Raw genomic sequence first — 23,795 nt, forward strand, 5'->3', positions numbered from 1 at the left:
GCCTCTCGCGCTACCGGCAAAAATGCGCGGCATCATCCTCCAGATGCAGGTGGTTGCGGTGCGCGGCGTTGTAATCGGGGCTTAAAACCGTACCGAACCGGCGACAGGCGGAGGCGCGGATGGTCGTCCAGAACTGCCGGACCTGCGGGTCGGTCGAATACCAGTCGTTCAGCAGGGTGATCCGCCGCCCGTCCTTCAGGACGAAGCCGCCCACATCGACCGCATTGGCCAGCGCATGGCCCGACCGCCGGTCGCCGATCCGCTTGCTGCCGACGATGTTGCGACAGGCATAGGTGCCCATGCCCTCTACCCTGGCCAGCGGTGATCCGAGGATCTGCCACGCGGCGGGCGCCACGGCGTTGCGCACCCAACCGGCAAAAGCCCGCGCATTGCCGCATCGCATCGCGGTGACGCCGGTGACGGGCACGCCGATATCGGTCAGCTGCACCGCGCCGTACAGGCCGCAGCCGGGGCCCAGTTCCTTGTCGGGCAGGCGGCGATAGTCCACGCCCTCGCGCCGCAGGTCGGCCTCGCACTGCGCGGTTTCGCGGATCGGCGGGCGATACGGTTCGGCGCGCGCGGCCTGCTGCACCGGGCGTTCGGGACGGTCGGCGCGCCCGCAGGCGGAAAGGAAGACCGCGCCCAGAATGGGAAGGAGGACGAAAAAGGGGGCGCGGGTCATGCGCCCCCTTGGCCATGGTGCCGACAATTTGGCCAGCCCCGATCAGTCGTGCGGAGGCGTGTCTGCGACATGTTCCAATATGTCGCCCGGCTGGCACGCCAGCGCGGAGCAGATCGCGTCCAGCGTGGTGAAGCGGATCGCGCGGGCCTTGCCGGTCTTCAGGATCGACAGGTTGGCGAGCGTCAGGTCGACCCGCTCGGCCAGTTCGGTCAGCGACATGCGCCGGTCGAGCAGCAGCCGGTCGAGATTGATGCGGATCGCCATCAGATCGTGCCCTCCGCATCCTCGCGCAGGCGCACGCCCTCACGGAAGATTTGCGCCAGCACCAGCGTCAGCAGGATCGCGAACACACCGTCCACGCCCATCGGCTTGACCATGTCCTGTGCGTCGAAGGGCAGGATCGGGGGCAGCGCGAATTGCAGTAGATAGGCGACCGCGATGGTGCCCGCGATCCAGTTCAGCCGCTTGACGTTGGCGGGGGTGAAGGGCTCGCCCGCCGCCGTGCTGCGCAACATCTGGATCAGCGGAAGCAGCGCGGACCAGGCGAGGCCCAGAACCATCAGCATGACGGCCAGCGCCGCGGCGACCACGCGGGGTGTCTTCACGTCCAGCGCCTGTGCGTTGACATGCACCGTCCCCAGCGCCCCCGGCGAGATCGCATCGACGATCAGCGTGCCTACTGCCGCCAGAAGGACCGCCGTGACGAACGCGAGAAGGGCGAGCAAGACCGCATAAAGCAGTGTGCTGATGTGACTGGCGAAACGTGTCATGGCCGTCTGTCCTACGTCCCTTGTGAATATTGGTATTCGATAAATCCATATTGAATATCGCGCAATAGAATTATTGAAAAACGATATGTGGAGTGGTTTGAGCCATCATCCGGGGCGGAAAGCGCGGCTATGGGCGGCGCAGCGCAGAGGGGCTGGACGTTGCGAAACCGCCGCCGCAAGCCAGGCGGCGTATGCAAAATTGCGCCGTCGCGATTGTGGTTGTCATCTTCGTTCGACATCGCTAGGGCCGTCGACGGGCCACGCGGTCCCAACGCCGCGCGTGCTCTCTGTGAGGAGAGTCTTAAATGACTGAATTGAATGCCGCCGACGCCACTCTTGCGCCCGCGAAGCCCGCCACCAAACCGGCGCGCCCCTATTTTTCCAGCGGTCCCTGCGCCAAGCCTCCCGGTTGGGACGCGGCCAAGCTCGCGACGGACAGCCTCGGCCGTTCGCATCGCTCGAAGCTGGGCAAGCAGCGGCTGCAATATTGCATCGACCTGATGCGCGAGCTGCTCAAGCTCCCCGACACCCACCGCATCGGCATCGTGCCCGGCTCCGACACCGGCGCGTTCGAGATGGCGATGTGGACCATGCTGGGCGCCCGCCCCGTCACCACGCTCGCCTGGGAAAGCTTCGGCGAGGGCTGGGTGACGGATGCGGTCAAGCAGCTGAAGCTGGAACCCACCGTGCTGCGTGCGGATTACGGCCAGATCGCGGACCTGAACGCCGTCGACTGGTCGAACGACGTTCTCTTCACCTGGAACGGCACCACCTCGGGCGTGCGCGTCCCGAACGGCGACTGGATTGCCGACGACCGCGAGGGCCTGTCCTTCGCCGACGCGACCAGCGCGGTGTTCGCCTATGACCTGCCCTGGGACAAGATCGACGTCGCGACCTTCTCTTGGCAGAAGGTGCTGGGCGGCGAGGGCGCGCACGGCGTCCTGATCCTCGGCCCGCGCGCGGTCGAGCGCCTCGAAAGCTACACCCCCGCCTGGCCGCTGCCCAAGGTCTTCCGCCTGGTGTCGAAGGGCAAGCTGGCCGAGGGCGTGTTCAAGGGCGAAACGATCAACACGCCCTCGATGCTCGCCGTCGAGGACGCGATCTTCGCGCTGGAATGGGGCAAGTCGCTGGGCGGTGCGGATGCGCTGCTGGCGCGATCGGACGCCAATGCGGCGGCGCTGAACCGACTCGTCGAGGAGCGTGACTGGCTCGGCCATCTCGCCGCCGATCCGGCGATCCGCTCGACGACCAGTGTCTGCCTGACGGTCGAGGGTGCGGACGAGGCGCTGATCAAGAAGATGGCCTCGCTGCTCGAAGCCGAAGGTGCGGCCTTTGACGTGGCGGGTTACCGCGACGCGCCGGCCGGCCTGCGCATCTGGTGCGGCGCCACGGTCGAGACCGCCGATATCGAGGCGCTCGGCCCCTGGCTCGACTGGGCCTACGCCACCGCCAAGGCGGCCTGATCCTGATTCTTGCCCCGGCCACCCGTGCCGGGGACCTTCCCCCATTCCATAACCCCGGCCGTGCCGGGGTGACGAGGTGACCCATGCCCAAAGTTCTCATCAGCGACAAAATGGATCCCAAGGCCGCCCAGATCTTCCGCGAGCGCGGTGTCGAGGTGGACGAGATCACCGGCAAGACGCCCGACGAGCTGAAGGCGATCATCGGCCAGTATGACGGCCTGGCGATCCGCAGCTCGACCAAGGTGACCAAGGAAATCCTGGAGCACGCGACCAATTTGAAGGTCGTCGGCCGCGCCGGAATCGGCGTCGACAATGTCGACATCCCCGCCGCCAGCGCCAAGGGCGTGGTGGTGATGAACACCCCCTTCGGCAATTCGATCACCACCGCCGAACACGCCATCGCCCTGATGTTCGCGCTGGCCCGCCAGCTGCCCGAGGCCGATGCCTCGACGCAAGCGGGCAAGTGGGAGAAGAACCGCTTCATGGGCGTCGAGCTGACGTCCAAGACGCTCGGCCTGATCGGTGCGGGCAATATCGGCTCGATCGTCGCCGACCGCGCGCTGGGCCTGCGCATGAAGGTCGTCGCCTTCGATCCGTTCCTGACGCCCGAGCGCGCGCTGGAGATGGGCGTGGAGAAGGTGACGCTGGACGAACTGCTCGCCCGTGCCGACTTCATCACGCTGCACACGCCGCTGACCGACCAGACCCGCAACATCCTGTCGGCCGAGAATCTCGCCAAGACGAAGAAGGGCGTGCGCATCATCAACTGCGCGCGCGGCGGCCTGATCGACGAGGACGCGCTGAAGGCGGGGCTCGATTCGGGCCATATCGGTGGTGCCGCGCTCGACGTGTTCAAGAACGAACCGGCCAAGGAAAGCCCGCTGTTCGGCACGCCCAACTTCATCTCGACCCCGCACCTGGGCGCGTCGACCACCGAGGCGCAGGTTAACGTCGCGATCCAGGTCGCCGAGCAGCTGGCCGACTTCCTGGTCTCGGGCGGCGTCACCAACGCGCTGAACATGCCCAGCCTGACCGCCGAGGAAGCGCCCAAGCTGAAGCCGTACATGGCGCTGGCCGAAAAGCTCGGCTCGCTGGTCGGCCAGCTGTCGCACGGCGCGGTCACGGGCATCGCGATCGAGGCGGAGGGTGCCGCCGCCGCGCTGAACCTCAAGCCGATCACGGGTGCGGTGCTGGCGGGCTTCATGCGCGTCCATTCGGACACGGTGAACATGGTCAACGCGCCGTTCCTGGCCAAGGAACGCGGCCTCGACGTGCGCGAAGTGCGTCATGACCGCGAGGGCGACTATCACACCCTGGTCCGCGTGACGGTGACGACCGCGGACGGCGAGCGTTCGGTGGCGGGTACGCTGTTCGGCGATCAGGCCCCGCGCCTGGTCGAGCTGTTCGGCATCAAGGTCGAGGCCGATCTGGCCGGGCCGATGCTCTATGTCGTCAACGAGGACGCGCCGGGCTTCATCGGCCGCCTGGGCACCACGCTGGGCGAGGCGGGCGTCAACATCGGCACCTTCCACCTCGGCCGCCGCTCGGCGGGCGGCGAGGCGGTGCTGCTGCTCTCGGTCGACGAGGCGGTGGATGCGGACCTGCTGGCCAAGGTAAAGGCTCTGCCGGGCGTGAAGACCGCGATGGGGCTGGTGTTCTGATCGGTCGCCGGACAGAATGAAATGAAGACAGGCCGGGTGTCCCATGACATCCGGCCTTTTTCATGAGGGCGGGGATGGGCAAGTTCCTGGTGTTCGTGAAGTCCGTCCTGATCGGTAGCGTCGTGGGAGGGGGGCCTTTTATGCCGCTCACCCTCTTTCTGGCGTCCTATCCGACAGCAGCCGCGAATGGGCGGAGCCCGACGGACGACGTGATGCACGCACTCCAGCTTGCCGTGCTGCCGCTGGTCATCGCCTTCGTCATCGTTCTTTCGGCGAGCGTGCTGATCGGGTTGCCTTTGACCTATCTGTTTCGGCGCAAGGGATTGACTGGCCCTGGCCCCTATCTGGTCAGTGGAATCCTGGTCGGTGTGGCGATTCCGATCATCATGCCATGGGCGATGGGGTGGTCGGGCATGGCGTGGATGGCGATACCGGGCGCGCTGAGCGGGGCGGCTACCGCGCGGGTCTGGTGGGGCGCGACGCGCGTGCGGGCAGGGGGTGTCACTCCTTCCTGCGAACCACGCTGATCCGTCCGTCCCCCTCCATCATCGCGTGGCGGACCAGCGCCAAATCCTCGACACCCTCTTCGCGCAGTTGCTGCATCAGTTCGTCGCGGGTCATCAGCGCCCTGCGCATATTGGCGCGGCACAGGCGACCGTCCTCGACCAGCATCAGCGGCGGCGACATGGTGAGGAAGCGTAGCGGGCGGAAGCGATAGCTCACCCAGTTGAGCATCCACGCCCAGAAGATGATGGTCAGCACGAAGATCATGCTCTCGGTGATCGACTGGGCATCGCCGCTGAAGGCGGGCTGTGCGCCGTCGACCACGGCGACCACCACGACCAGATCGGCGATGTTGATGTCGCCGCCTTCCCGTTTCAGCAGGAAGCGCATGACGAGGACCAGGAAGAGATACATGATGGTGCCACGCAGGACGACCTCGGCCACCTGCAACTCGGGCACGAACATCGCGGACCAGTCGGGCATGGATAATCTCCCGCGCCGATTGGGCGCTTGCCGGATCAACGCGGTGCCGCCCGAAACGCCCCCATGCGATGTCGCCGGTTGACGTGGTTTCCCCGAACGATCAACACGCCCCCCTGTAACGTCGCGCGGCGATCCAACGGCAGGCTCCGTCGGACGTGCGCCTTGTCGACCGCCTGTCTGTGTTCCCGAAGGACCATGCCCCGATGACCGCGCTTCTGCCCGAAGGCTATCATGACCGTCTTCCCCCCTATGCCGATGCCGCCGCGTCGGTGGAGGCGCGGGTGCTGGAGGCGGCGCGGCTGCACGGCTATGAGCGCGCCGATCCGCCGTCGATCGAATTTGCCGAGGCGCTGGGATCACGGCTGAAGGCGGGGGGGTTGCACGACGCGGTGCGCTTCGTCGATCCGGTGTCGCAGCGCACGCTCGCGATCCGCCCCGACCTGACCGCGCAGGTGGCGCGGATCGCGGCGACCCGCATGGGCCATCACCCGCGCCCTGTCCGGCTGTCCTATGCGGGAACCGTGGTCCGCCTGCGCGGCTCCGAACTGGCGCCCGCGCGCGAGTGGCGGCAGATCGGGGCGGAGCTGATCGGGCTCGACTCGACGGCGGCGGCCACCGAAGTAGTGCGTGTCGCGGTCGAGGCGCTGGTCGCGGCGGGGACGACCGGGATTTCGATCGACTTCACGCTGCCCGATCTGGTCGACCTGCTCGCCGCCGGGCCGCTGCCGGTCGCGGCCGATCAGGTGGCGGCGCTTCGCGACCGGCTGGATGCCAAGGATGCGGGCGGTGTCGCGGCGATCGCGCCGGATTACCTGCCGCTGGTCGAGGCCGCCGGGCCGTTCGCGACCGCAATGGAGCGGCTGCGCGCCTTCGATACCCAAGGGATCCTCGCCAACCGTCTCGACGCGCTGGAGGCGATTGCCGCCGCGTTGGGCGAGGGGGTGTCGATGACGCTCGACCCGACCGAGCGGCATGGTTTCGAGTTTCAGAGCTGGTTGGGCTTTTCCCTGTTCGTGGCAGGCCCTCCGCGCGAAGTGGGGCGCGGCGGCACCTATACGATCTTCCACGAGGACGGCGCCGAGGAGAAGGCGACCGGCTTCTCGCTCTATGCCGACGCCATCGTCGCCACCGCCCCGCCGACCGAGCGGCGGCGGCTCTTCCTGCCCTATGGGACCGAGCCCGCGACCGGCGCGGCGCTTCGTGCGCAAGGCTGGGTGACGGTGCAGGCGCTGGAGGCGGGGGACAGCCCCGAGGCACAGCTTTGCACCCATATCCTGAAGGACGGTCAGCCGATGGTTATCGCCGGTTGACAGCGGGGTGCGCGGCCCGCTAGGCGCGCCCCGCACATTATTGGAAACCCCCATCCGCCGAGTCCTGTCGAAGGGCGCATGGGGTCCGTCCGGCAGGCGGAGCATAGCATCCATGGCAAATGTAGCAGTCATCGGCGCGCAATGGGGCGACGAAGGCAAGGGCAAGATCGTCGACTGGCTGGCCGAGCGCGCCGACATGGTCGTCCGCTTCCAGGGCGGCCATAATGCGGGCCATACGCTGGTCGTCGGCGAGAATGTCTACAAGCTGTCGCTGCTCCCCTCGGGCATCGTGCGCGGCACCCCCAGCGTGATCGGCAACGGCGTCGTCCTTGACCCCTGGGCGCTGAAGGCCGAGATCGAGCGACTGGGCGAGCAGGGCGTGCACGCCTCGCCCGAGACGCTGCGCATCGCCGACAACTGCCCGCTGATCCTTCCCATCCACCGCGACCTGGACGGTCTGCGCGAGGATGCGAGCGGGGCGGGCAAGATCGGCACGACGCGGCGCGGCATCGGCCCGGCCTATGAGGACAAGGTCGGCCGCCGCGCGATCCGCGTGTGCGACCTGGCGCATCTGGACGATCTGGGCCCGCAGCTCGACCGCCTCTGCGCGCATCATGACGCGCTGCGCGCCGGGTTCGGCGAGCCGCCGGTCGATCGCGAGCGGCTGCTGGCCGACCTGCGCGAGATCGCGGGCTTCGTCCTGCCCTTCGCCAAGCCGGTGTGGCGTGATCTCAACGAAGCGCGCGCGGGCGGCAAGCGTATCCTGTTCGAGGGCGCGCAGGGCGTGCTGCTCGACATCGACCATGGCACCTATCCCTTCGTCACCTCGTCCAACACCATCGCGGGTGCGGCGGCGGGCGGATCGGGCCTGGGGCCGTCGGGCGTCGGCTTCGTGCTGGGTATCGCCAAGGCCTATACCACCCGCGTCGGCTCGGGCCCGTTCCCGACCGAGCTGGAGGACGAGACCGGCCAGCGTCTGGGCGAGCGCGGCCACGAGTTCGGCACCGTCACGGGGCGCAAGCGCCGTTGCGGCTGGTTCGACTCGGTGCTGGTGCGCCAGTCGGCGGCGGTCGGCGGCATCACCGGCATCGCGCTGACCAAGATCGACGTGCTCGACGGGTTCAGCGAAGTGAAGATCTGCGTCGGTTACAAGCTGGGCGACGAGACGCTGGATTATTACCCGACCCATGCGGCGGACCAGGCCAAGGTCGTGCCCGTCTATGAGACGATGGAAGGCTGGCAGGAATCGACCGCGGGCGCGCGCAGCTGGGCCGACCTGCCCGCGCAGGCGATCAAGTACATCCGGCGGATCGAGGAGCTGATCCGCTGTCCCGTGGCGCTGGTGTCGACCAGTCCGGAGCGGGAAGACACGATCCTGGTGCGCGATCCCTTCGCGGATTGATTGAAAAGGCCCCGGCGACACGTCGGGGCCTTTTTTGTTGAGATGGGTTTCCCTCGGCCTTCGACCTCGGCGCTATCCGCCGAAGTTTGCCCTGTGCGGCTGGCTTGCCGGCCAGCTGAAGGGCTCAGGCGGAACGGAGCCTGGTACTGAACCCCGTTCCGCCTGAGCGGAATCGAAGGCCACGCACCTACCTCATGCCAAACAAAAGGCCCGGCCGCTTGCGCGACCGGGCCTTTCCCGTAGTGACGAACCCGAAAGGGCTTACATGCCGCCGCTGCTGCCCGGCGGGGTGGTGGTGCCGCCGGTCGTGCCGCTGCCCACTTGGCCGCTGGTCGTGGTGTCGCTACCCATCGTGCCGCTGCCGCTCATCGAACCGGGCATGGTCGAGGGGGTGTTGACCGTGCTGCCGGGCGTGGTGGTGCGCGAACGGCTCTTCGAGCGGGTGGTCGAGCGCGTGGTGGTGCTCGGCGCCGTGCTCATGGTGTCGCCGGGCTGACCCATGGTCGACTGACCTGGCATGGTGGTGGTCTGGCCCGGCATCTGCCCCGGCATCGTCTGGCCCGGGGTCATGGTCTGTCCGGACATTCCGCCCGTCGTGCCGCCCGATACCTGCGCCATGGCGGCGGTCGGAAGGATCAGGGCACTCGCCGCGATGATATGCATGTAACGCATTGTTTCTCTCCTGCTTTTTTTCTCGAGTGGTTAACGAGGCAGGAGGGCGTACGTTCCTCTATTCAACCACATTGGCCGCGATGAAGCAACGCCTGATCGGCCAGAACCAGCGCGACCATCGCCTCGACCACCGGTACGCCGCGGATGCCGACACAGGGGTCGTGACGGCCCTTGGTGGCGATCTGGGTCTCTTCGCCGGTGCGGGTGATGGTGTCGACGGGGGTGAGGATCGAGCTGGTCGGCTTGAACGCGACGCGCATCGTGACGGGCTGGCCGGTGGCGATGCCGCCCGCGATTCCGCCCGCGTGATTCGCCAGGAAGCGCGGGCCGCCATTACCGGCGCGCATCGGATCGGCATTCTGCTCGCCGGTCAGCGCGGCGGCGGCAAAGCCATCGCCGATCTCGAACCCCTTGACCGCGTTGATGCTCATGCAGGCCGAGGCGAGTTCGCTGTCCAGCTTGGCATAGAGCGGTGCGCCCCAACCGGCGGGCACGCCGGTCGCTTCGCAGGCGACCACCGCGCCCACCGACGAGCCCGACTTGCGCGCGCCATCGACAATCGCTTCCCAGCGTTCGGCGGCGGCGGCATCGGGGCAGAAGAACGGGTTGGCGTCGATCTGCGCATCGTCGAACGCTTCGTAATCGATCCGGTCGCCGCCGATCGACTCGACCCAGGCCCGGATTTTCACCTGCGGGATGACGGCGCGCGCCACCGCACCCGCCGCGACCCGCGCCGCCGTCTCACGTGCCGAGGAGCGCCCGCCGCCGCGATAGTCGCGAAAGCCGTATTTCGCGTCATAGGCATAGTCGGCATGGCCGGGGCGATAGGCCAGCGCGACGTTGCCATAGTCCTTGGACCGCTGGTCGACATTCTCGATCATCAGGCTGATCGGCGTGCCGGTGGTCTTTCCTTCGAACACGCCGGACAGGATGCGGACCTGATCGGGCTCGCGCCGCTGGGTCGTGAAGCGGCTGGTGCCGGGACGGCGCTTGTCGAGCCAGGGCTGGATGTCCTCTTCCGACAGGGTGATGCCGGGCGGGCACCCGTCGACCACCGCGCCCAGCGCGGGCCCGTGGCTCTCGCCCCAGGTGGTGAAGCGGAACAGGCGGCCGAAACTGTTGAAGCTCACGCAGCGTCTCCCAGCCGGGCAAAAGCCGGCGCATGGGTGGCGGCCCCGCGCACGCCGCAGGGGATCAGGCCACCCTGCAACGGCGCCGCCAGGAAATAGTCGCCCGCATAGGGGCTGTCGAAACCGCTCGCGACATCGGCGGCGAAGCCGAACCGGCCGTAAAAGGCGGGATCGCCCAGCGCGAAGCACAGGACGACGGCTTCCTTTTCCAGCCGTTCGAGCCCGGCGGCGACCAGCGCCTCGCCGACCCCCTGCTGGCGCCAATCGCGGGCGACGGCGACGGGAGCGAGGGCGACGGCGTTGATCGGCTTGCCGCCAATCTCCACGGCCATCCGGCTGAACGCGATCGCGCCGATCAGGGTGTCGGTGTCTTCGTCGATCGCGACGAGCATCAGCACCATGTCGCCCTCCACGCAGAGGTCGCGGACCAACGCGGCTTCGGCGGGGGCGGGGAAGCTGGCGACGAGCAGCGCGTCGAGCGCGGCGACGTCCTGCCCCTGCGCGGGGCGGATGGTGATGGCGGCGGTAGGCTGGTCGGACATGGGTTCGTCTTTAGCGTCGCCGTGGCGCAAGGCGCGATAGATAATGTTGCCCGTCCATTCCTCCCCTGGAAGGGGAGGTGGCAGGCCGCAGGCCTGACGGAGGGGTGTCACCGTCTGAGAGGAGGGGCTTCACTCACAGGCCGTGACACCCCTCCACCAGCTTCGCTGGTCCCCCTCCCCTTACAGGGGAGGAAGAGTTTCTTACGCCAGCGCGATATCCGGGGCGTCTTCGGCCTTCATGCCGATGACGTTGTAGCCCGCGTCGACATGGTGGATCTCACCCGTCACGCCCGACGACAGGTCGGACAGCATGTACAGGCCCGCGCCGCCGACATCCTCGATCGTCACGGTGCGGCGCAGCGGCGAGTTCAGCTCGTTCCACTTGAGGATATAGTTGAAGTCGCCGATGCCGCGCGCCGCCAGCGTCTGGATCGGGCCCGCCGAGATGGCGTTGATGCGGATATTCTCCGGCCCCAGATCGACCGCGAGATACTTCACGCTCGTCTCCAGCGCCGCCTTGGCCACGCCCATGACGTTGTAATGCGGGATGACCTTTTCCGCGCCATAATAGGTCAGCGTCAGGATCGAGCCGCCCTCCGGCATCATCGTCCGCGCCCGCTGGGCGACGGCGACCAGCGAATAGGCCGAGATGTTCATGGTCATCAGGAAATTGTCGAGCGTGGTGTCGTAATAACGCCCGCGCAGCTGCGACTTGTCGGAAAAGCCGATGGCGTGGACGACGAAGTCGATCGTCGGCCATTCGGTCTTCAGACCCTCGAACAGGGCATCGAGGGACGCCATGTCGCCCACGTCGCAATCGAACAGGCGCGCCACGCCCAGTTGTTCGGCCAGCGGGCGGACCCGCTTTTCCATCGCCGCGCCCTGATACGAAAAGGCGAGCTCCGCGCCCGCCTCCGAAAGCTGCTTCGCGATGCCCCAGGCTAGCGATTTGTCGTTGGCCAGGCCCATGATGAGCCCCCGCTTGCCTGCCATCAATCCGTTCACGCCGTTACCGCTCCTGCCGGTTCGCTTCCATCAATCGCCCTCTCTAGCCCCGTTTCCGGGGGTTCCGCCAGTGCCGCGTTCAAATGCGCCCCGAAAACCAGGCCCAGGCCGATCAGATAGAAGAACAACAGCATCACGACGACACCCGCCAGGCTGCCATAGGTCAGGTCATATCCGCCGAGTTTGGACAGGACCCAGGGCAGGAGCGCGGTCATGCTGACCCACCAGGCGGCCGTGAACAGGGCGCCCGGCCATTTGGGGCAGTCGCTCTCGCGATATTTGGACGGCGTGACCGACAGGAACAGCATGTAGAGCGCGCCGAACATGACGATGCCCGGGATCAGCCGCGACAGCCCGACCCAGCCCGCGACATCCTGCGCAAAGGGGACGAGGCGGTAGATGAACTGCTCGGCCGCGGTCAGGATACCGGCGGCCAGGAACGACAGCAGCGCGACCACGACCGAGGCGATCATGACCAAGGTGGAGGACAGGCGCGATTTCCAGAACGCCGCCGTCGCCTTCACGCCATAAGCGCGGTGGAAGATGTCGCGGATCGTCTCGATAAAACCACCCACCGTCCACAGGCCGACCAGCCCGCCCAGCCACAACAGCGAACCGGTCCGTGCCGCCAGCACGTCGGCGATCGGCTTGCGCAGCAATTCGCTGACATCGCCGGGCAGGACGTGAAGGAAACTCTCGACCGCGTGCTGCGTCTCGTTGCTCTGTCCGAACAGCGACAATAGCGCAGCGGTGGTGATGAAGAACGGGAACAGCGTCATCAACGCCAGATAGGCGAGGTTCCCGGCATGGATGAATCCGTCATTGAAGACGCCGATCGAGGCGCGCTTCAGGATTTCGAAGGCATAGGAACCCGGCCGGACCTTGGCGATCTGCCGGTCCAGCCGAGTGCGGGCCTTTCCATGTTGGTGTGCACGTTCTTCCGGGGTCAGGCCATTCACATCGCTCATGGAACGATCAGACGCCCATGGCGGCCCTAGGGTTCCTGCCGTCGGTCCATTCGCCGACAAAGCGTTGCAAGGCTGCATCATCGGCGGGAATGTCGATGACCAGGGTGATCAACTGATCGCCGCGCCCGCCGTCCTTCTTGTGAAAGCCCTTGCCCTTCAGGCGCAGCGTCTTGCCCGACGTGGTGCCCTTGGGGATGGTCAGCATCACCGGACGCTCGACGGTCGGTGCCTTGACCTGGCCGCCCAGCACCGCCTCGTGAAGGCTGATCGGCAGGTCGATGCGGACATCGTCGCCGTCGCGCGTGAAGAAAGCATGGGGGACGACCTCGATCGTGATGATCGCATCGCCGGCACCGCCGGGGCCCAGCTCGCCCTTGCCGCCCAGCCGCATCTGGGTGCCGGTCTCGACGCCTGCGGGCAGTTTCAGGTCGATGGTCTTGCCGTCGGCCAGCGTGATCCGCTGCGGGCTGAGCGCCGCGGCATCGACGAACGGCACGCGCAGCGCATAGGCCGAGTTGGCACCCTTCGGCGCGGCACGGCCACGCCCGCCGAACCCGCCAAAGCCCCCCGAGAATCCGCCGCGCTGGCCGCCGCTGAACATCCCCTCGAAGATGTCCGACATGTCGGCGCCCTCGCCTCCAAAATCGAACTGCTGGCGAAAACCGCCTGCGCCGCCGGGGCGAGGGCCCGCGCCACCGCCATAACCGCCGCCGCCATAGCCAAAGGGCGAGGCGGGGTTGCCGTCGCCGTCGATTTCACCCCGGTCGAACCGGGCGCGCTTATCCTTGTCGTTCAGCAGGTCATAGGCGTTGGTGACCTGGCTGAACTTCTCCGCCGCTTTCGGATTGTCCTTGTTGCGATCGGGATGCAGTTCCTTCGCCAGCTTGCGATAGGCTTTCTTGATATCGGCTTCGCTGGCCGTGCGGCCCACGCCCAGCGTCTGATATGGATCGGCCACTCTGTTCCCCGTTGACAGTGTATTACCGATCTATGTGGGGAAGTCCGCGCCGGAGCGCAATCCGTTGCCGATGCGTTGAGAACGCGAAGGAGACGGATCATGACCGAGCCGATGCAGGCGATGCCCAAGGATGGGCCGAAGGACATCAACAAGGGCGCGCCCGACGGCGTGTCGGATACGCCGGGCAAACATGGTGGCGAAAGCCAGGGCGGCGGTTACGAAGGCGTGCCCGAGGCAAAGGGCGACTTCCATGGCGGCCAGAGCGGCATGGCCTATCACGGCACGGGCGGCGAGTCTGACCCGGACAAGGACAATCCCAATGCGGTGACGAAGGAGGGATAGGCCAACGACGAAGGGGCACGGGCGGGTCGGCGCGAACCGGATTATCGCCCGGCCGCGCCACGCCCCCTTATCGATGTAACGACACCCACGATCAGCATCAGCGCGGGCAAGGCCCACAGGGCGGCGAAGAGCGCGATGTCATAGCTTCCACCGCGTCTCAGCAGGCTTGGACTATGATAGAGTTCCTTGATCATGCAGTTGCGGCCATGGCAGCGGAAACCAAATGCGTCCGGCCACCCCGTCTTCGCCGACAGCCAGATTTCCAAGCCCCCAAGAGTGGCGATCAGTGTCACCACCGTGATGGCGGCAATCCAGAAAAGGCGCGGTCCAGCGGTCGTGTGATGTCGTTTAAGATCGGAATAGCGTCCCGTTAACACTGCCTGCTATGGCGCGGTCGTGGCAATCGGCGTGCCCGTGATGGGTGCAAGCTCCTCGACCGGCGCGACGTCGACGCTAACCTCCATCTTCTGCGCGCCCGAGCCCAGGACGACGCCGTCGACCGGCGCGATCTCGGCATAATCGCGGCCGACCGCGACGATGATATGGTCGCCCGCCATCCAGATGCCGTTGGTGGGATCGACCCCGACCCAGCCATGGTCCGGCCCGCACCAGATCAGCACCCAGGCATGGGTCGCATCTGCGCCGACCAGCCGCGCCTGGCCCGGCGGCGGCAGGGTGCGGATATAGCCCGAGGCATAGGCCGCCGGGATGCCCGCCGCGCGCAGGCCGGTGATCATGATCTGCGCAAAGTCCTGACAGACGCCGCGCCGCTGGCGAAAGGCCTCGGCCGGGGGCGTGTCGACCAGGGTGGCGGTGGGATCGAAGGCGAATTCGCGCTGGATCCGGCCCGCAAGCGCGAACCCGGCCTCCAGCGCGCCGCGCTCCGGCGACAGGTCGGCGGCGCACCACTGCGCGATGGCGGGGTCGAGCGGGATCAGGGGCGAGGGGAAGATATAGTTGGCGGGCCCCGCCGCCGACAGGTCGCGGCTGGTGCGGGCGAGCGCCGACACCTCGGCCAGCGTCGGGTCACTGGGGGAGGGCATCGGCACCGGCCGGTCGACGACCATGCGCGCGCGGCTCTCGATCGTCAGGCTGCGCACCGGGCGGTCGACCACCAGCCTCGTGACATGCGCCAGCCCCGCCTCGGCATGGGCAGCGCGGGTGCGGCCGACCGGCTCGACGATCAGGTCGTAGGTTTCCAGCGTCTGGCCGGGCCAGTCGATCGGTTTCAACCGCAGGTTGCAGCGCGCATATTTGACCTGCGCACCGTAATCGAAACGGGTGATGTGGCGGATGTCGTAGATCATGCGTCCGCCGATCATGCCAGCGTCAGCCCGCCGGCGCGCAGGGGCTCGGCCCCTTGCAGGAAATATCGCCGTGCAATGGCTTCGGACAACAGGCCCAGCCGCCGTTCGACATCGCCCAGCGTGTCGACGTCGAGCGTACGGGCATCCTGCGTCTCGACCGCGGCGCGGATCGCGATGGCCAGCGCCTGTTGCGGCTCGGCCATGTCGTCATCGGACAGGACGGGCAGGCGCGACAGGCAATCGGCGATGCGCGCGGTCTGATAGGCCAGTGCGCGCGGATTGTTCGAATCGAGCGCGACCAGGTCGACCACGGCGACGCGCGCCAGGCCGGTGGGATAGCGCTGGCGATAGCTGATCTGGCTGTTGGCGAGGTCGAGCAGGGTGGACAAATCGTCCGCCGATGCCCCGGCCATGCCGAACAGCCGCGTTGCGCGCGCCACCGCCATCGCCCGTTCGACCCGGCGACCCAGGTCGTGGAAGCGCCAGGCGGTGGTCCGGACCATATGCTCGGCCGACAATCCGGCGATGGCGGCATAGCGGCGCTGGAGCGACCCCGCCCGGTCGAGCATCCCGACATGGCTGGGGAAGGGCGCCTCGAGCAATCGCACCATGTCGGCGGACAGGCGGTCGCGTGAGCCTTCGCTGATCCCGCGCGCCAGCCGATTGATCCGCGCGACCGAGTGCCAGCGCTCATCCTCCATCGCGGTGCGCGCGAACTGGGTGAGGGCGGCGCGGTGCAGGCTGTCGGGATGCGGCGCGGCGCCGCCGCCGGTGATCAGGCCGACAAGCCGCCCGACGGTACGCGGGTCCAGCGCCGCGCCGCCATCCACGTCGATCGAATTGCCCAGCATCACCCGGATCGCGGCAAGCAACGCCTCGCCCCGCTCCATATAGCGGCCCAGCCAGAAGAAATTGTCCGCGACCCGGCTGGGCAGCGTCCCCGGATTGCGCCGGACGTGCAGCGAGTCGGGCGCGGCTAGCAGCGACATCGGCGCCACCGGCTCGGCCCCATGGATACACACATCGGCGGACCACAGGCCCTCGCCGATCATCGCGGCGGTCGCCTCCGGATGGTCGCCGATCCGGCCGAAGCCGCCGGGCATGACCGTCCAGCGCCCCTCGCCGTCGCGCGCCGCGAAGACGCGCAGGGTAAAGGGGCGCGGCGCCAGCTGGTCGCCGATGACCACCGGCATGGTCGACAGGCGCACCATCTCCTGCCCGACATAGTCCTGCGGGCGCTTGGCCATGTCATCGAGCAGGGCGGCGCGCTCGCCGGGCGACAGGCTCGCCCCCGGACGTGCGCCATCGGGCAAGCCCAGTGGCCTGGGGCCGAAGGCCGGGGCGATCAGCAGCGAGTCGAGATGCTCGGTCACATGCGTCGCCTGGTGTGCGCCGCCGCACCACCAGGTCGCGATATTGGGCAGCTTCAACGGTTCTCCCGCCAGGGCCTGCGCGAGCGCGGGCAGGAAGGCGGAGAAGGCGGCGCTTTCCAGCACGCCCGCGCCGGGTGCGTTGGCGATCACCACCTGCCCCTCGACATAAGCGTCGATCAGGCCGGGCACGCCGATCTGCGAATGGCTGTCGAATGCCAGCGGGTCGAGCATCCGGGGATCGACCCGCCGCCACAGCGCATCAATCCGCTTCAGGCCTGCGACGGTGCGGACATAGACCTGCCCCTCGATTGCGGCGAGGTCGGCGCCCTCGACCAGCAACAGGCCCAGATAGCGGGCGAGATGCGCCTGTTCGGGATAGCTGGGGTTGAACCGCCCCGGCGTCAGCAGGCCGATGCGCGGATCGGCGCGGCGGCACTGGGCCGCCAGCCCGGCGCGGAAGGCGGCGAAGAAGGGGGCGTGCCGCTGCACGTTCAGCCGGTTCTGCAGGCCGCCCAGGGTGCGGCTGACCGCAAGGCGGTTCTCCAACGCATAGCCCGCCCCCGCCGGGGTGCGCAGATGATCGGCCAGCACCCGCCACTCGCCATCGGGACCTCGCGCCAGGTCGAAGGCGACGAAGCTCAGGTGATGGCCGCCCGGCGGCCGCACCCCGACCATCGGCCGCAGGAAATAGGGGCTGCCGGTCGCGAGCGCGGCGGGGATCAGCCCGTCGGCCACCAGCCGTCCGGGGCCGTAGAGATCGGCGAGGATCGTCTCCAGCAGGGCGGCACGCTGGATCACCCCGGCCTCGATCCCCGCCCATTCGCTGGTGTCGATCAGCAACGGGACCGGGGAGACGGGCCAGGGCCGCTCGTCGGTTTCGCCGATGATGCGAAAGCCGGTGCCGATATCGGCGGCATGACGCTGCACCCGTTCGCGCGCATGGGCTAGGTTGCTGGCGACCGCCGCCAGTTCCTCCAGCATGGCGGTCCAGGCGGGGTCGTTCGATCCCGCCAGCACGTCCGCCCCGGCAGCGGCAGCGCGATAGGCGTCGATCCAGGCGGCGGCCTGCGCGGGGCTGTCCTCGGAGGGGTCCATCACGTGCGAAAATCGCCGCATCGGCGCAAGGTTGCAACAGGCGATTGGTGATAGGGCCGATAGGCGACGGAAAAAGCGTCGGTTGCCAACCGCGAGTGACAGACGAGTCAGCGTTTCCATCCCCGACATTGGTTTTCGCCAGGCACAGGCGTATGGGCGGGCGCATGGCTGACGATCCCTTTGCCCTGTTCGATGCGTGGCTTTCCGAGGCGCGCAAAAGTGAAGTCAATGATTTCAACGCGATGGCGCTGGCGACGGTGGGTGCCGGGGGCCAACCCTCGGTGCGTATGGTCCTGCTGAAGGGCCATGATCCGCGCGGCTTCGTATTCTACACCAATCGCGAGAGTCGCAAGGCGCAGGAACTGGGCACGGACAGCAAGGCCGCGCTGCTGTTCCATTGGAAATCGCTGCGCCGCCAGGTCCGTATCGAAGGCCCGGTCAGCCGCGTCGATGACGCCGAGTCGGACGCCTATTTCGCCAGCCGCGGCCGCGACTCCCAACTCGGTGCCTGGGCCTCGGACCAGTCGCGCCCGCTCGCCGACCGTGAGACGTTCGAGACGCGGTTCGAGGAGATGCGCGCCCGCTTCGAAGGCGGCGACGTGCCGCGCCCGCCGCATTGGGGCGGATATCGCGTGACGCCGCAGGCCATCGAGTTCTGGCTCGACCGCGAACACCGGCTGCACGAACGCCGCGTCTTCACCCGCACCAGCGAAGGCGGCTGGAACGAAGGATTGCTGTTCCCGTGACCCAGGACGAACGCAAGAAGGTCATTCCGCTGGCCACCAAGGCGGCGCTGGCCAGCGTCGCGATGGCGCTGTTCCTGCTGGCGCTGAAGGGTTTTGCCGCGTGGCGGACGGGCTCGGTCGCGATGCTGGGGTCGCTGGCCGACACCGCGCTCGACCTGCTCGCCAGCCTTGTGACGCTGTACGGCGTCCGGCTGGCCGCGACTCCGGCGGACCATGACCATCGCTTCGGCCATGGCAAGGCGGAGGCGCTGGCGGCGCTGTTCCAAGTCGCGCTGATCACCGCATCGGCGGCGGGCATCGCCTGGCGCGCGGTGATGGCGCTGGGCGCGGACAACCCGACCAGCGATGCCGAGTTCGGCATCGGCGTATCGGTGATCGCGATTGCCGCGACGATGGTCCTGCTCGCCTATCAGCGCAGCGTCATCCGGCAGACGGGATCGGTCGCGATCCTGGCGGACAATGTCCATTACCAGTCGGACGTGCTGCTCAACGGGTCGGTGATCATCGCGATGGTGTTGGACCAGTATTTCGGCTGGCATGGCGCGGACCCGATCTTCGGCATCGCTATCGCGCTGTGGCTGGCCTGGGGCGCGTTCCAGGCGTCCTCGACCGCGATCGACCAGCTGATGGACAAGGAGTGGTCCGACGATCAGCGCGCCGCGTTCCTGGACGTCGCCGCGCGCCAGCCGGGGCTGATGGGCATCCACGACTTCCGCACACGCCGTTCGGGCAGCCAAGACTTCGCGCAGTTCCATATGGAGGTCGACCGCAACATGACGGTCGCCGCCGCGCATGACGTGGTCGAGGGGGTCGAGCGCGCGTTGCGCCGTGCCTTCCCCAAGGTCGAGGTGCTGATCCATCTCGATCCCGAAGGTCATGTCGACACCGACAATCCGCTGGTCGAGGCGGACGTGACCCCGCACTGGTTCGGCAAGCGGGTCTATTGATGCGTATCCCCTTCACCCAGGTCGACGCCTTTGCCGATACCGCATTCGGCGGCAATCCGGCGGCGGTGATGATGCTGTCGTCATGGCCGGATGATGCGACGCTGCTGGCCATCGCGCAGGAGAACAACCTGTCGGAAACCGCCTTTCTGGTGGCGTCGGACGGCGGTGAAGCGGATTTCGAACTGCGCTGGTTCACACCGGGCGACGAGGTCGAGATGTGCGGCCACGCCACGCTGGCCAGCGGGCATGTCGTGCTGTCGTCGGATATGGTGCGTCAGCGGGTACGGTTCGCGACGCGCCATGCCGGGGTGCTGGAGGTCGCGCGCGACGGGCTGGGCTACAGCCTGACGCTGCCGGAACGCACGCCGTCGATCGAGCCCCTGCCGGGGGTGGCAGAGGCGCTGGGCGTGGACGGCGTGGTCGAGACGCTGCGCCACCCGGCGGGCTATGCCTTGGTCGTCGTGGATGCCGCCAATACGGTGCGGGGCTGCACGCCCGACTTCGCGGCTCTGGCGAGAGCGGGGCGCTATGTCGTGATCCTGACCGCGCGCGGCGGGGCGGGTGAGGTGGATGTGGTCAGCCGCGTCTTCGTGCCCGCCTTCGCGATCGACGAGGACCCGGTGACTGGCGCGGCGCATGCGGTGCTGACGCCGTACTGGACGAAGGAGCTGGGCCGCGAGACCTTCGTGGCGGAGCAGGCGAGCGCTCGGGGCGGGCGGTTGACCTGTCGGCTGGACGGTGACCGGGTTGTGCTTGGTGGCGGCTGCGTGACGGTGATCGAGGGGACGTTTCTGCTGCCGTAAGGGCGGCGTGGGTTTTGACGTCGATCAGCCTAAACGCAGGTTTTGAGAATACCGCCGTTCCCCGGCGGAGGCCGGGGCCCAGGCTCCACCAAGTCCGCGGCGCGCCAGCCGATGCGGGGGAGGCCAAAGGCGCAGCACTTTCGATAGCGCATGGCAACTGGACCCCGGCCTTCGCCGGGGACCGGCTATGAGTTCGCCAGGTGGGCGTTAACGACCATCTCACTCCGCCGCGAGCAGCGTCTCCGCCGCCTGCAGGTCCACCGACACCAGGCGGCTGACCCCGCGTTCGATCATCGTCACGCCGAACAGCCGGTGCATCCGGCTCATCGTCACCGCATTGTGCGTCACGATCAGATAGCGGGTATCCGTCTCGCGCGTCATGCGGTCGAGCAGCCCGCAGAACCGGTCGATATTGGCATCGTCCAGCGGCGCATCGACCTCGTCCAGTACGCAGATCGGCGCCGGGTTGGTCAGGAACAGCCCGAAGATCAGCGCCACCGCGGTCAGCGCCTGTTCGCCCCCCGACAACAGGGTCAGCGACTGGAGTCGCTTGCCCGGCGGCTGTGCCATGATCTCCAGCCCCGCCTCCAGCGGATCGTCCGAATCGATCAGCGCCAGATGCGCCGAGCCGCCATCGAACAATGTCGCGAACAAAGTCTGGAAATGCCCGTTCACCGCCTCGAACGCCGCGAGCAGCCGCTGCCGCCCCTCGCGGTTGAGCAGCCCGATCGACCCACGCAGCCGCGCCACCGCCTGGACCAGGTCCTCGCGCTCGGCGGCGCTGGCCGCGCCGCTGGCCTCCAGCTCGGCCAGTTCCTGTTCGGCGACGAGGTTGACCGGGCCGATCCGTTCGCGATCGGCGGACAGCTTGTCATGCGCCGCCGCCTCGGCCTGCGGCGTTCCGACGCCCGCGCTTTCGAAGCCCAGCTTTTCGGGCAGCACCGGCGCGGGGCAGGCAAAGCGCTCGCCCGAGACGCGGCCCAGCTCGACACGGCGCAGTTCGTGATTTTCCACCCGCGCCAAGGCCCCCGCCCGCGTCTCGCGCGCTGCCGACAGCAGCGCATTGGCCCCGGCATGCGCGGCCTCCGCCGCGCGCAGGGCGCGTTCGGCCTCGGCCTCCTCGCCTTGCGTCCGCTCCGCCTCCGTCTTGGCGGTGTCGTGCGCGGCGGCGAGCGTGGCGATCTCCTCGGCCAGTTGCGCGGGTCGGTCGGCCAGCGTGGCGGCGTCGTCGTCCAGCGTCGCGGCACGGGCGTCCATCTCGGCGATGCGCCCCGCCGCCTGGCCCGCCCGCTGGTTCCAGCTTTCCGCCTCGGCCATTGCAGCGGACAGGCGGTCGCGGGTCTGCGTCAGGCTGCGCTCCAGCGTCGTCCGTTCCGAACGCGCCAATGCCACGGCCGAGCGTGCAAGCTGCGTCTCGGTCTGCAACCGGGCAGTCTCGGCCGCGCTTTCGCGTCCATCGGGCAGCGCCGCCAGCGCCTCGGCCGCGCGGGCGCATTCGGCCTGCGCCTCGTCCATCTCGGCGGCGATCCGCTCGGCGCGGGTGGCGAGGTCGGCGCGCTGGCCCGACAAGCGCTCGATCACCGCCTGCGCGCGGTCCTCGGCGCGCTGGGCATCGCGTAAGGCCGCGTCGGCAGTGGCATGCAGCGTGCGTGCGCTGGCGGCGGCGGCGCGGGCGCGGGCGATGCGATCCTCGATCACCGCGCGCGCTTCGGTCGCCGTCTGGACCGCCGCCTCCGCGCCCGCGCGCTCCGCCTCCAGCGCGGCCAGCCGGTTGCGCCGCTCCATCCGCTCGGCCGCCGCCGCGCCGCCGCCCTCGCCGATATAACCGTCCCAGCGCCGCAGCCGTCCCTCGCGCGTCACCAGACGCTGGCCGACGCTGAGATGCTGGCCCGAATCAGCCTCGACCAGGAAGATTTGCGACAGGCGGCGGGCGAGGACCGGCGGCGCCTTGATCCGCTCGCCCAGCCGCAGCGTGCCGACCGGCGGGGCGGGATCATCGGGGGCCACGTCCGATCCGTGCCAGTCGGCCAGCGGCGTATCCAGCTCGTCACCCAGCGCCGCCGCCAGCGCGCGTTCGAACCCCGGTTCGGCCTGCACCTCGTCCAGCAAGCGGTCGCCGCCCTTGCGTGCCGTCGCGCGGGTCAGCGTCGCCGCCTCCGCCTCCAACGCGGCCAGCGCGGCGATGGCGCGGGCGCGCGCTCCCTCTGCGGCGTCGCGCTCGGCGGTGGCGGTCAGCTCGCTTTCCTCGGCCCAGCCGAGCGCGGCGTGGGCCTTGTCCGCATCGATGCGTGCGGCGGCCTGAACCGCGACGGCGGCTTCGCGGGCGGCCTCCTGCTCGGCCATGTCGGGCAGCGCCTCGATCGCGGCGGCGACCACGCGGGCATCGCGTTCGGCGCGCGCATGGCGGCCCTGCGCGGCGGCCAGCCCGGCCTCGGCGATGCGGCGCTCGGCGGCTTCGGCGGCTTGGGCCGACAGGGCGCGGGCGAGGGCGACCTCGGCATCGCGGTTCTTGCTCTCCGCCTCGGCCAGCAGCGCGTCGAGCCGGGGCATGGCCTGGGTCGCATGGGCGATGCGCGCGTCCAGGTCCTCGCATTCCTCGCCCAGGCGACGGATCGCGGCGGCGGCGTCGTGCGCCAGCGAATCCTCGCGTGCCCGGTCCTCGGCCAGCCGGGTGCGGGTGGTTTCCAGCTCCTCGATCCGGCGTTGCAGGCCGTGGCGGCGGTCGCGCGCGCGGGACAGGGCGTGGCCCGCCTCGCTGAGCGCATCGCGTGCGGCCAGCGCGGCGGTGCGGGTGCGGGTGGCGAGCAGCGCCGCTTCCTCCTGGCCCTGCGCGGCGATGCGTTCGGCGGCGGTGGTGTGGACGACCTGCGCCTCGGCCGCTTCCGCTTCCGCCTTGGCGGTGGCGGCGGCCCCGGCGGCGTCGCGCCAGCGGGCGAAGATCATCCGCGCCTCGGCTAGGCGGATCTGTTCGGAGATCAGGCGGTAGCGCTCCGCCGCCCGCGCCTGTCGCCGCAGTGTCGCGATACGCGCGTCCTGGTCGGCGATCGCCTCGTCCAGCCGGGTCAGGTTGGTCTCGGTCGCGCGCAGCTTGGCTTCGGCGTCGCGGCGGCGGACGTGCAACCCGGCGATCCCGGCCGCCTCCTCCAGCATCGCGCGACGCTCGGCAGGCTTGGCGGCGATGACCGCGCCGATCCGGTTCTGGCTGACGAGCGCGGGCGAATGCGCGCCGGTCGCGGCATCGGCGAACAGCAGGGCCACGTCCTTCGCCCGCACGTCGCGCCCGTCGATCCGGTACGCGGAGCCCGCGCCGCGTTCGATCCGGCGGACGATCTCGGTCTCCTCGCCCTCGCGCTCGGCCAGGATCGTGACCTCGGCGAAGTCGCGCGGCGGGCGGCTGGCGGTGCCCGCGAAGATGACGTCTTCCATCCCCGCACCGCGCATCGACCGCGCGCTATTCTCGCCCATCGTCCAGCGCAGCGCCTCGAGCAGGTTCGACTTGCCGCAGCCATTGGGCCCGACAACGCCGGTCAGCCCCGGTTCGATGACCAGATCGGCCGGATCGACGAAGCTCTTGAAACCCGAAATGCGAAGCCGCTTGATCTGCACGGACCCGGTCGCCGCTCCCCCCGATG

The 23,795-nt window shown here is 68.6% G+C and carries 23 protein-coding genes; 9 read left to right on the plus strand and 14 right to left on the minus strand.

The annotated features are described in order from the left end of the window. Positions 1-10 precede the first annotated feature (10 nt). The 3 genes from SOM26_RS13750 to SOM26_RS13760 are packed head-to-tail and all read right to left on the minus strand — an operon-like array spanning position 11 to position 1,452. Positions 11-682, minus strand: coding sequence for an extensin-like domain-containing protein (locus SOM26_RS13750; protein ID WP_320453297.1), 672 nt, complete (start codon positions 680-682; stop codon positions 11-13). Between the two features lie 42 nt (positions 683-724). Beyond that, positions 725-946 carry a helix-turn-helix domain-containing protein gene (locus tag SOM26_RS13755; RefSeq protein ID WP_320453298.1) on the minus strand — a complete coding sequence of 74 codons (222 nt, stop codon included), beginning with the start codon at positions 944-946 and terminating at the stop codon, positions 725-727. Beyond that, a complete protein-coding gene (locus SOM26_RS13760) occupies positions 946-1,452 on the minus strand; it encodes a DUF2975 domain-containing protein (protein WP_320453299.1) in 507 nt (168 codons plus the stop codon). Before SOM26_RS13760 ends, SOM26_RS13755 begins: the two co-directional genes overlap by 1 nt. A gap of 305 nt (positions 1,453-1,757) precedes the next feature. Here SOM26_RS13760 and SOM26_RS13765 point away from each other — a divergent pair, with 305 nt between their 5' ends. The 3 genes from SOM26_RS13765 to SOM26_RS13775 all read left to right on the plus strand — a co-directional run bounded on the left by SOM26_RS13765 (position 1,758) and on the right by SOM26_RS13775 (position 5,103). Next, the gene (locus tag SOM26_RS13765) at positions 1,758-2,915 is read left to right on the plus strand and encodes a phosphoserine transaminase (protein WP_320453300.1); all 1,158 of its coding nucleotides are present in this window, start codon (positions 1,758-1,760) and stop codon (positions 2,913-2,915) included. A gap of 83 nt (positions 2,916-2,998) precedes the next feature. Beyond that, positions 2,999-4,576, plus strand: a complete 1,578-nt coding sequence (gene serA / locus SOM26_RS13770) for a phosphoglycerate dehydrogenase (protein ID WP_320453301.1) — start codon at positions 2,999-3,001, stop codon at positions 4,574-4,576. Between the two features lie 74 nt (positions 4,577-4,650). Beyond that, a complete protein-coding gene (locus SOM26_RS13775; RefSeq protein ID WP_320453302.1) occupies positions 4,651-5,103 on the plus strand; it encodes a hypothetical protein in 453 nt (150 codons plus the stop codon). On the opposite strand, the gene SOM26_RS13780 is transcribed toward SOM26_RS13775, so the two are convergent. After that, a complete protein-coding gene (locus SOM26_RS13780) occupies positions 5,078-5,563 on the minus strand; it encodes a DUF421 domain-containing protein (protein ID WP_320453303.1) in 486 nt (161 codons plus the stop codon). The two genes, SOM26_RS13775 and SOM26_RS13780, sit on opposite strands and share 26 nt — an antisense overlap. Positions 5,564-5,766: 203 nt before the next feature. Between SOM26_RS13780 and SOM26_RS13785 the strand changes: the two genes are divergently transcribed. Together SOM26_RS13785 and SOM26_RS13790 are read left to right on the plus strand one after the other, a co-directional pair. Continuing rightward, a complete protein-coding gene (locus tag SOM26_RS13785; RefSeq protein WP_320453304.1) occupies positions 5,767-6,873 on the plus strand; it encodes an ATP phosphoribosyltransferase regulatory subunit in 1,107 nt (368 codons plus the stop codon). A gap of 112 nt (positions 6,874-6,985) precedes the next feature. Further along, a complete protein-coding gene (locus SOM26_RS13790; RefSeq protein ID WP_320453305.1) occupies positions 6,986-8,275 on the plus strand; it encodes an adenylosuccinate synthase in 1,290 nt (429 codons plus the stop codon). Positions 8,276-8,536: 261 nt separating this feature from the next. On the opposite strand, the gene SOM26_RS13795 is transcribed toward SOM26_RS13790, so the two are convergent. From SOM26_RS13795 to SOM26_RS13820, 6 genes are all read right to left on the minus strand, one after another. Further along, entirely contained in the window at positions 8,537-8,947 is a 411-nt protein-coding gene (locus SOM26_RS13795; RefSeq protein WP_320453306.1) for a hypothetical protein, read from the minus strand. Positions 8,948-9,009: 62 nt separating this feature from the next. Continuing rightward, a complete protein-coding gene (aroC, locus tag SOM26_RS13800; protein ID WP_320453307.1) occupies positions 9,010-10,077 on the minus strand; it encodes a chorismate synthase in 1,068 nt (355 codons plus the stop codon). Beyond that, entirely contained in the window at positions 10,074-10,619 is a 546-nt protein-coding gene (locus SOM26_RS13805) for a GNAT family N-acetyltransferase (protein WP_320453308.1), read from the minus strand. Before SOM26_RS13805 ends, aroC begins: the two co-directional genes overlap by 4 nt. A gap of 201 nt (positions 10,620-10,820) precedes the next feature. After that, positions 10,821-11,612, minus strand: a complete 792-nt coding sequence (gene fabI / locus SOM26_RS13810; RefSeq protein WP_320453504.1) for an enoyl-ACP reductase FabI — start codon at positions 11,610-11,612, stop codon at positions 10,821-10,823. Between the two features lie 8 nt (positions 11,613-11,620). Beyond that, entirely contained in the window at positions 11,621-12,592 is a 972-nt protein-coding gene (locus SOM26_RS13815) for a YihY/virulence factor BrkB family protein (protein ID WP_320453309.1), read from the minus strand. Positions 12,593-12,599: 7 nt separating this feature from the next. Beyond that, positions 12,600-13,550 carry a DnaJ C-terminal domain-containing protein gene (locus tag SOM26_RS13820; RefSeq protein WP_320453310.1) on the minus strand — a complete coding sequence of 317 codons (951 nt, stop codon included), beginning with the start codon at positions 13,548-13,550 and terminating at the stop codon, positions 12,600-12,602. 99 nt (positions 13,551-13,649) lie between these two features. Between SOM26_RS13820 and SOM26_RS13825 the strand changes: the two genes are divergently transcribed. Further along, entirely contained in the window at positions 13,650-13,892 is a 243-nt protein-coding gene (locus SOM26_RS13825) for a hypothetical protein (RefSeq protein WP_320453311.1), read from the plus strand. A gap of 41 nt (positions 13,893-13,933) precedes the next feature. Here SOM26_RS13825 and SOM26_RS13830 read toward each other — a convergent pair whose 3' ends face one another. From SOM26_RS13830 to SOM26_RS13840, 3 genes are all read right to left on the minus strand, one after another. Next, on the minus strand, positions 13,934-14,185 hold the full coding sequence (locus SOM26_RS13830; RefSeq protein WP_320453312.1) for a hypothetical protein: 252 nt from the start codon (positions 14,183-14,185) through the stop codon (positions 13,934-13,936). A gap of 90 nt (positions 14,186-14,275) precedes the next feature. Continuing rightward, positions 14,276-15,199: a transglutaminase family protein gene (locus tag SOM26_RS13835; RefSeq protein WP_320453505.1), complete on the minus strand. Its 924-nt coding sequence runs from the start codon at positions 15,197-15,199 to the stop codon at positions 14,276-14,278. Positions 15,200-15,210: 11 nt separating this feature from the next. After that, positions 15,211-17,667, minus strand: coding sequence for a circularly permuted type 2 ATP-grasp protein (locus SOM26_RS13840; RefSeq protein WP_320453506.1), 2,457 nt, complete (start codon positions 17,665-17,667; stop codon positions 15,211-15,213). A gap of 164 nt (positions 17,668-17,831) precedes the next feature. On the opposite strand from SOM26_RS13840, the gene pdxH reads away from it, so the two are divergent. Genes pdxH through SOM26_RS13855 form a run of 3 tightly spaced genes read left to right on the plus strand, consistent with a single transcriptional unit; the run spans position 17,832 to position 20,163 of the window. Continuing rightward, positions 17,832-18,413, plus strand: coding sequence for a pyridoxamine 5'-phosphate oxidase (gene pdxH, locus SOM26_RS13845; protein ID WP_320453313.1), 582 nt, complete (start codon positions 17,832-17,834; stop codon positions 18,411-18,413). Then, positions 18,410-19,360 (plus strand): cation diffusion facilitator family transporter, encoded by a 951-nt coding sequence (locus SOM26_RS13850; protein WP_320453314.1) that lies wholly within the window; start codon positions 18,410-18,412, stop codon positions 19,358-19,360. The genes pdxH and SOM26_RS13850 overlap by 4 nt, the downstream gene beginning before the upstream one ends. After that, on the plus strand, positions 19,360-20,163 hold the full coding sequence (locus SOM26_RS13855; protein ID WP_320453315.1) for a PhzF family protein: 804 nt from the start codon (positions 19,360-19,362) through the stop codon (positions 20,161-20,163). The genes SOM26_RS13850 and SOM26_RS13855 overlap by 1 nt, the downstream gene beginning before the upstream one ends. A 219-nt stretch (positions 20,164-20,382) precedes the next feature. Here SOM26_RS13855 and SOM26_RS13860 read toward each other — a convergent pair whose 3' ends face one another. Beyond that, complete coding sequence (locus SOM26_RS13860; RefSeq protein ID WP_320453316.1) at positions 20,383-23,769, minus strand: chromosome segregation SMC family protein; 3,387 nt, start codon at positions 23,767-23,769, stop codon at positions 20,383-20,385. Positions 23,770-23,795 lie beyond the last annotated feature (26 nt).

This window comes from Sphingomonas sp. CFBP8993 (genome assembly GCF_034044895.1).
Taxonomy (GTDB): Bacteria; Pseudomonadota; Alphaproteobacteria; order Sphingomonadales; family Sphingomonadaceae; genus Sphingomonas.

Bases quoted from the DNA above. Each gene is read 5' to 3' on its own strand.
- SOM26_RS13750 (WP_320453297.1), bottom strand. From the start codon at position 682: ATGACCCGCGCCCCCTTTTTCGTCCTCCTTCCCATTCTGGGCGCGGTC.
- SOM26_RS13755 (WP_320453298.1), bottom strand. From the start codon at position 946: ATGGCGATCCGCATCAATCTCGACCGGCTGCTGCTCGACCGGCGCATG.
- SOM26_RS13760 (WP_320453299.1), bottom strand. From the start codon at position 1,452: ATGACACGTTTCGCCAGTCACATCAGCACACTGCTTTATGCGGTCTTG.
- SOM26_RS13765 (WP_320453300.1), top strand. From the start codon at position 1,758: ATGACTGAATTGAATGCCGCCGACGCCACTCTTGCGCCCGCGAAGCCC.
- serA (WP_320453301.1), top strand. From the start codon at position 2,999: ATGCCCAAAGTTCTCATCAGCGACAAAATGGATCCCAAGGCCGCCCAG.
- SOM26_RS13775 (WP_320453302.1), top strand. From the start codon at position 4,651: ATGGGCAAGTTCCTGGTGTTCGTGAAGTCCGTCCTGATCGGTAGCGTC.
- SOM26_RS13780 (WP_320453303.1), bottom strand. From the start codon at position 5,563: ATGCCCGACTGGTCCGCGATGTTCGTGCCCGAGTTGCAGGTGGCCGAG.
- SOM26_RS13785 (WP_320453304.1), top strand. From the start codon at position 5,767: ATGACCGCGCTTCTGCCCGAAGGCTATCATGACCGTCTTCCCCCCTAT.
- SOM26_RS13790 (WP_320453305.1), top strand. From the start codon at position 6,986: ATGGCAAATGTAGCAGTCATCGGCGCGCAATGGGGCGACGAAGGCAAG.
- SOM26_RS13795 (WP_320453306.1), bottom strand. From the start codon at position 8,947: ATGCGTTACATGCATATCATCGCGGCGAGTGCCCTGATCCTTCCGACC.
- SOM26_RS13805 (WP_320453308.1), bottom strand. From the start codon at position 10,619: ATGTCCGACCAGCCTACCGCCGCCATCACCATCCGCCCCGCGCAGGGG.
- fabI (WP_320453504.1), bottom strand. From the start codon at position 11,612: ATGGCAGGCAAGCGGGGGCTCATCATGGGCCTGGCCAACGACAAATCG.
- SOM26_RS13815 (WP_320453309.1), bottom strand. From the start codon at position 12,592: ATGAGCGATGTGAATGGCCTGACCCCGGAAGAACGTGCACACCAACAT.
- SOM26_RS13825 (WP_320453311.1), top strand. From the start codon at position 13,650: ATGACCGAGCCGATGCAGGCGATGCCCAAGGATGGGCCGAAGGACATC.
- SOM26_RS13835 (WP_320453505.1), bottom strand. From the start codon at position 15,199: ATGATCTACGACATCCGCCACATCACCCGTTTCGATTACGGTGCGCAG.
- SOM26_RS13840 (WP_320453506.1), bottom strand. From the start codon at position 17,667: ATGGACCCCTCCGAGGACAGCCCCGCGCAGGCCGCCGCCTGGATCGAC.
- pdxH (WP_320453313.1), top strand. From the start codon at position 17,832: ATGGCTGACGATCCCTTTGCCCTGTTCGATGCGTGGCTTTCCGAGGCG.
- SOM26_RS13855 (WP_320453315.1), top strand. From the start codon at position 19,360: ATGCGTATCCCCTTCACCCAGGTCGACGCCTTTGCCGATACCGCATTC.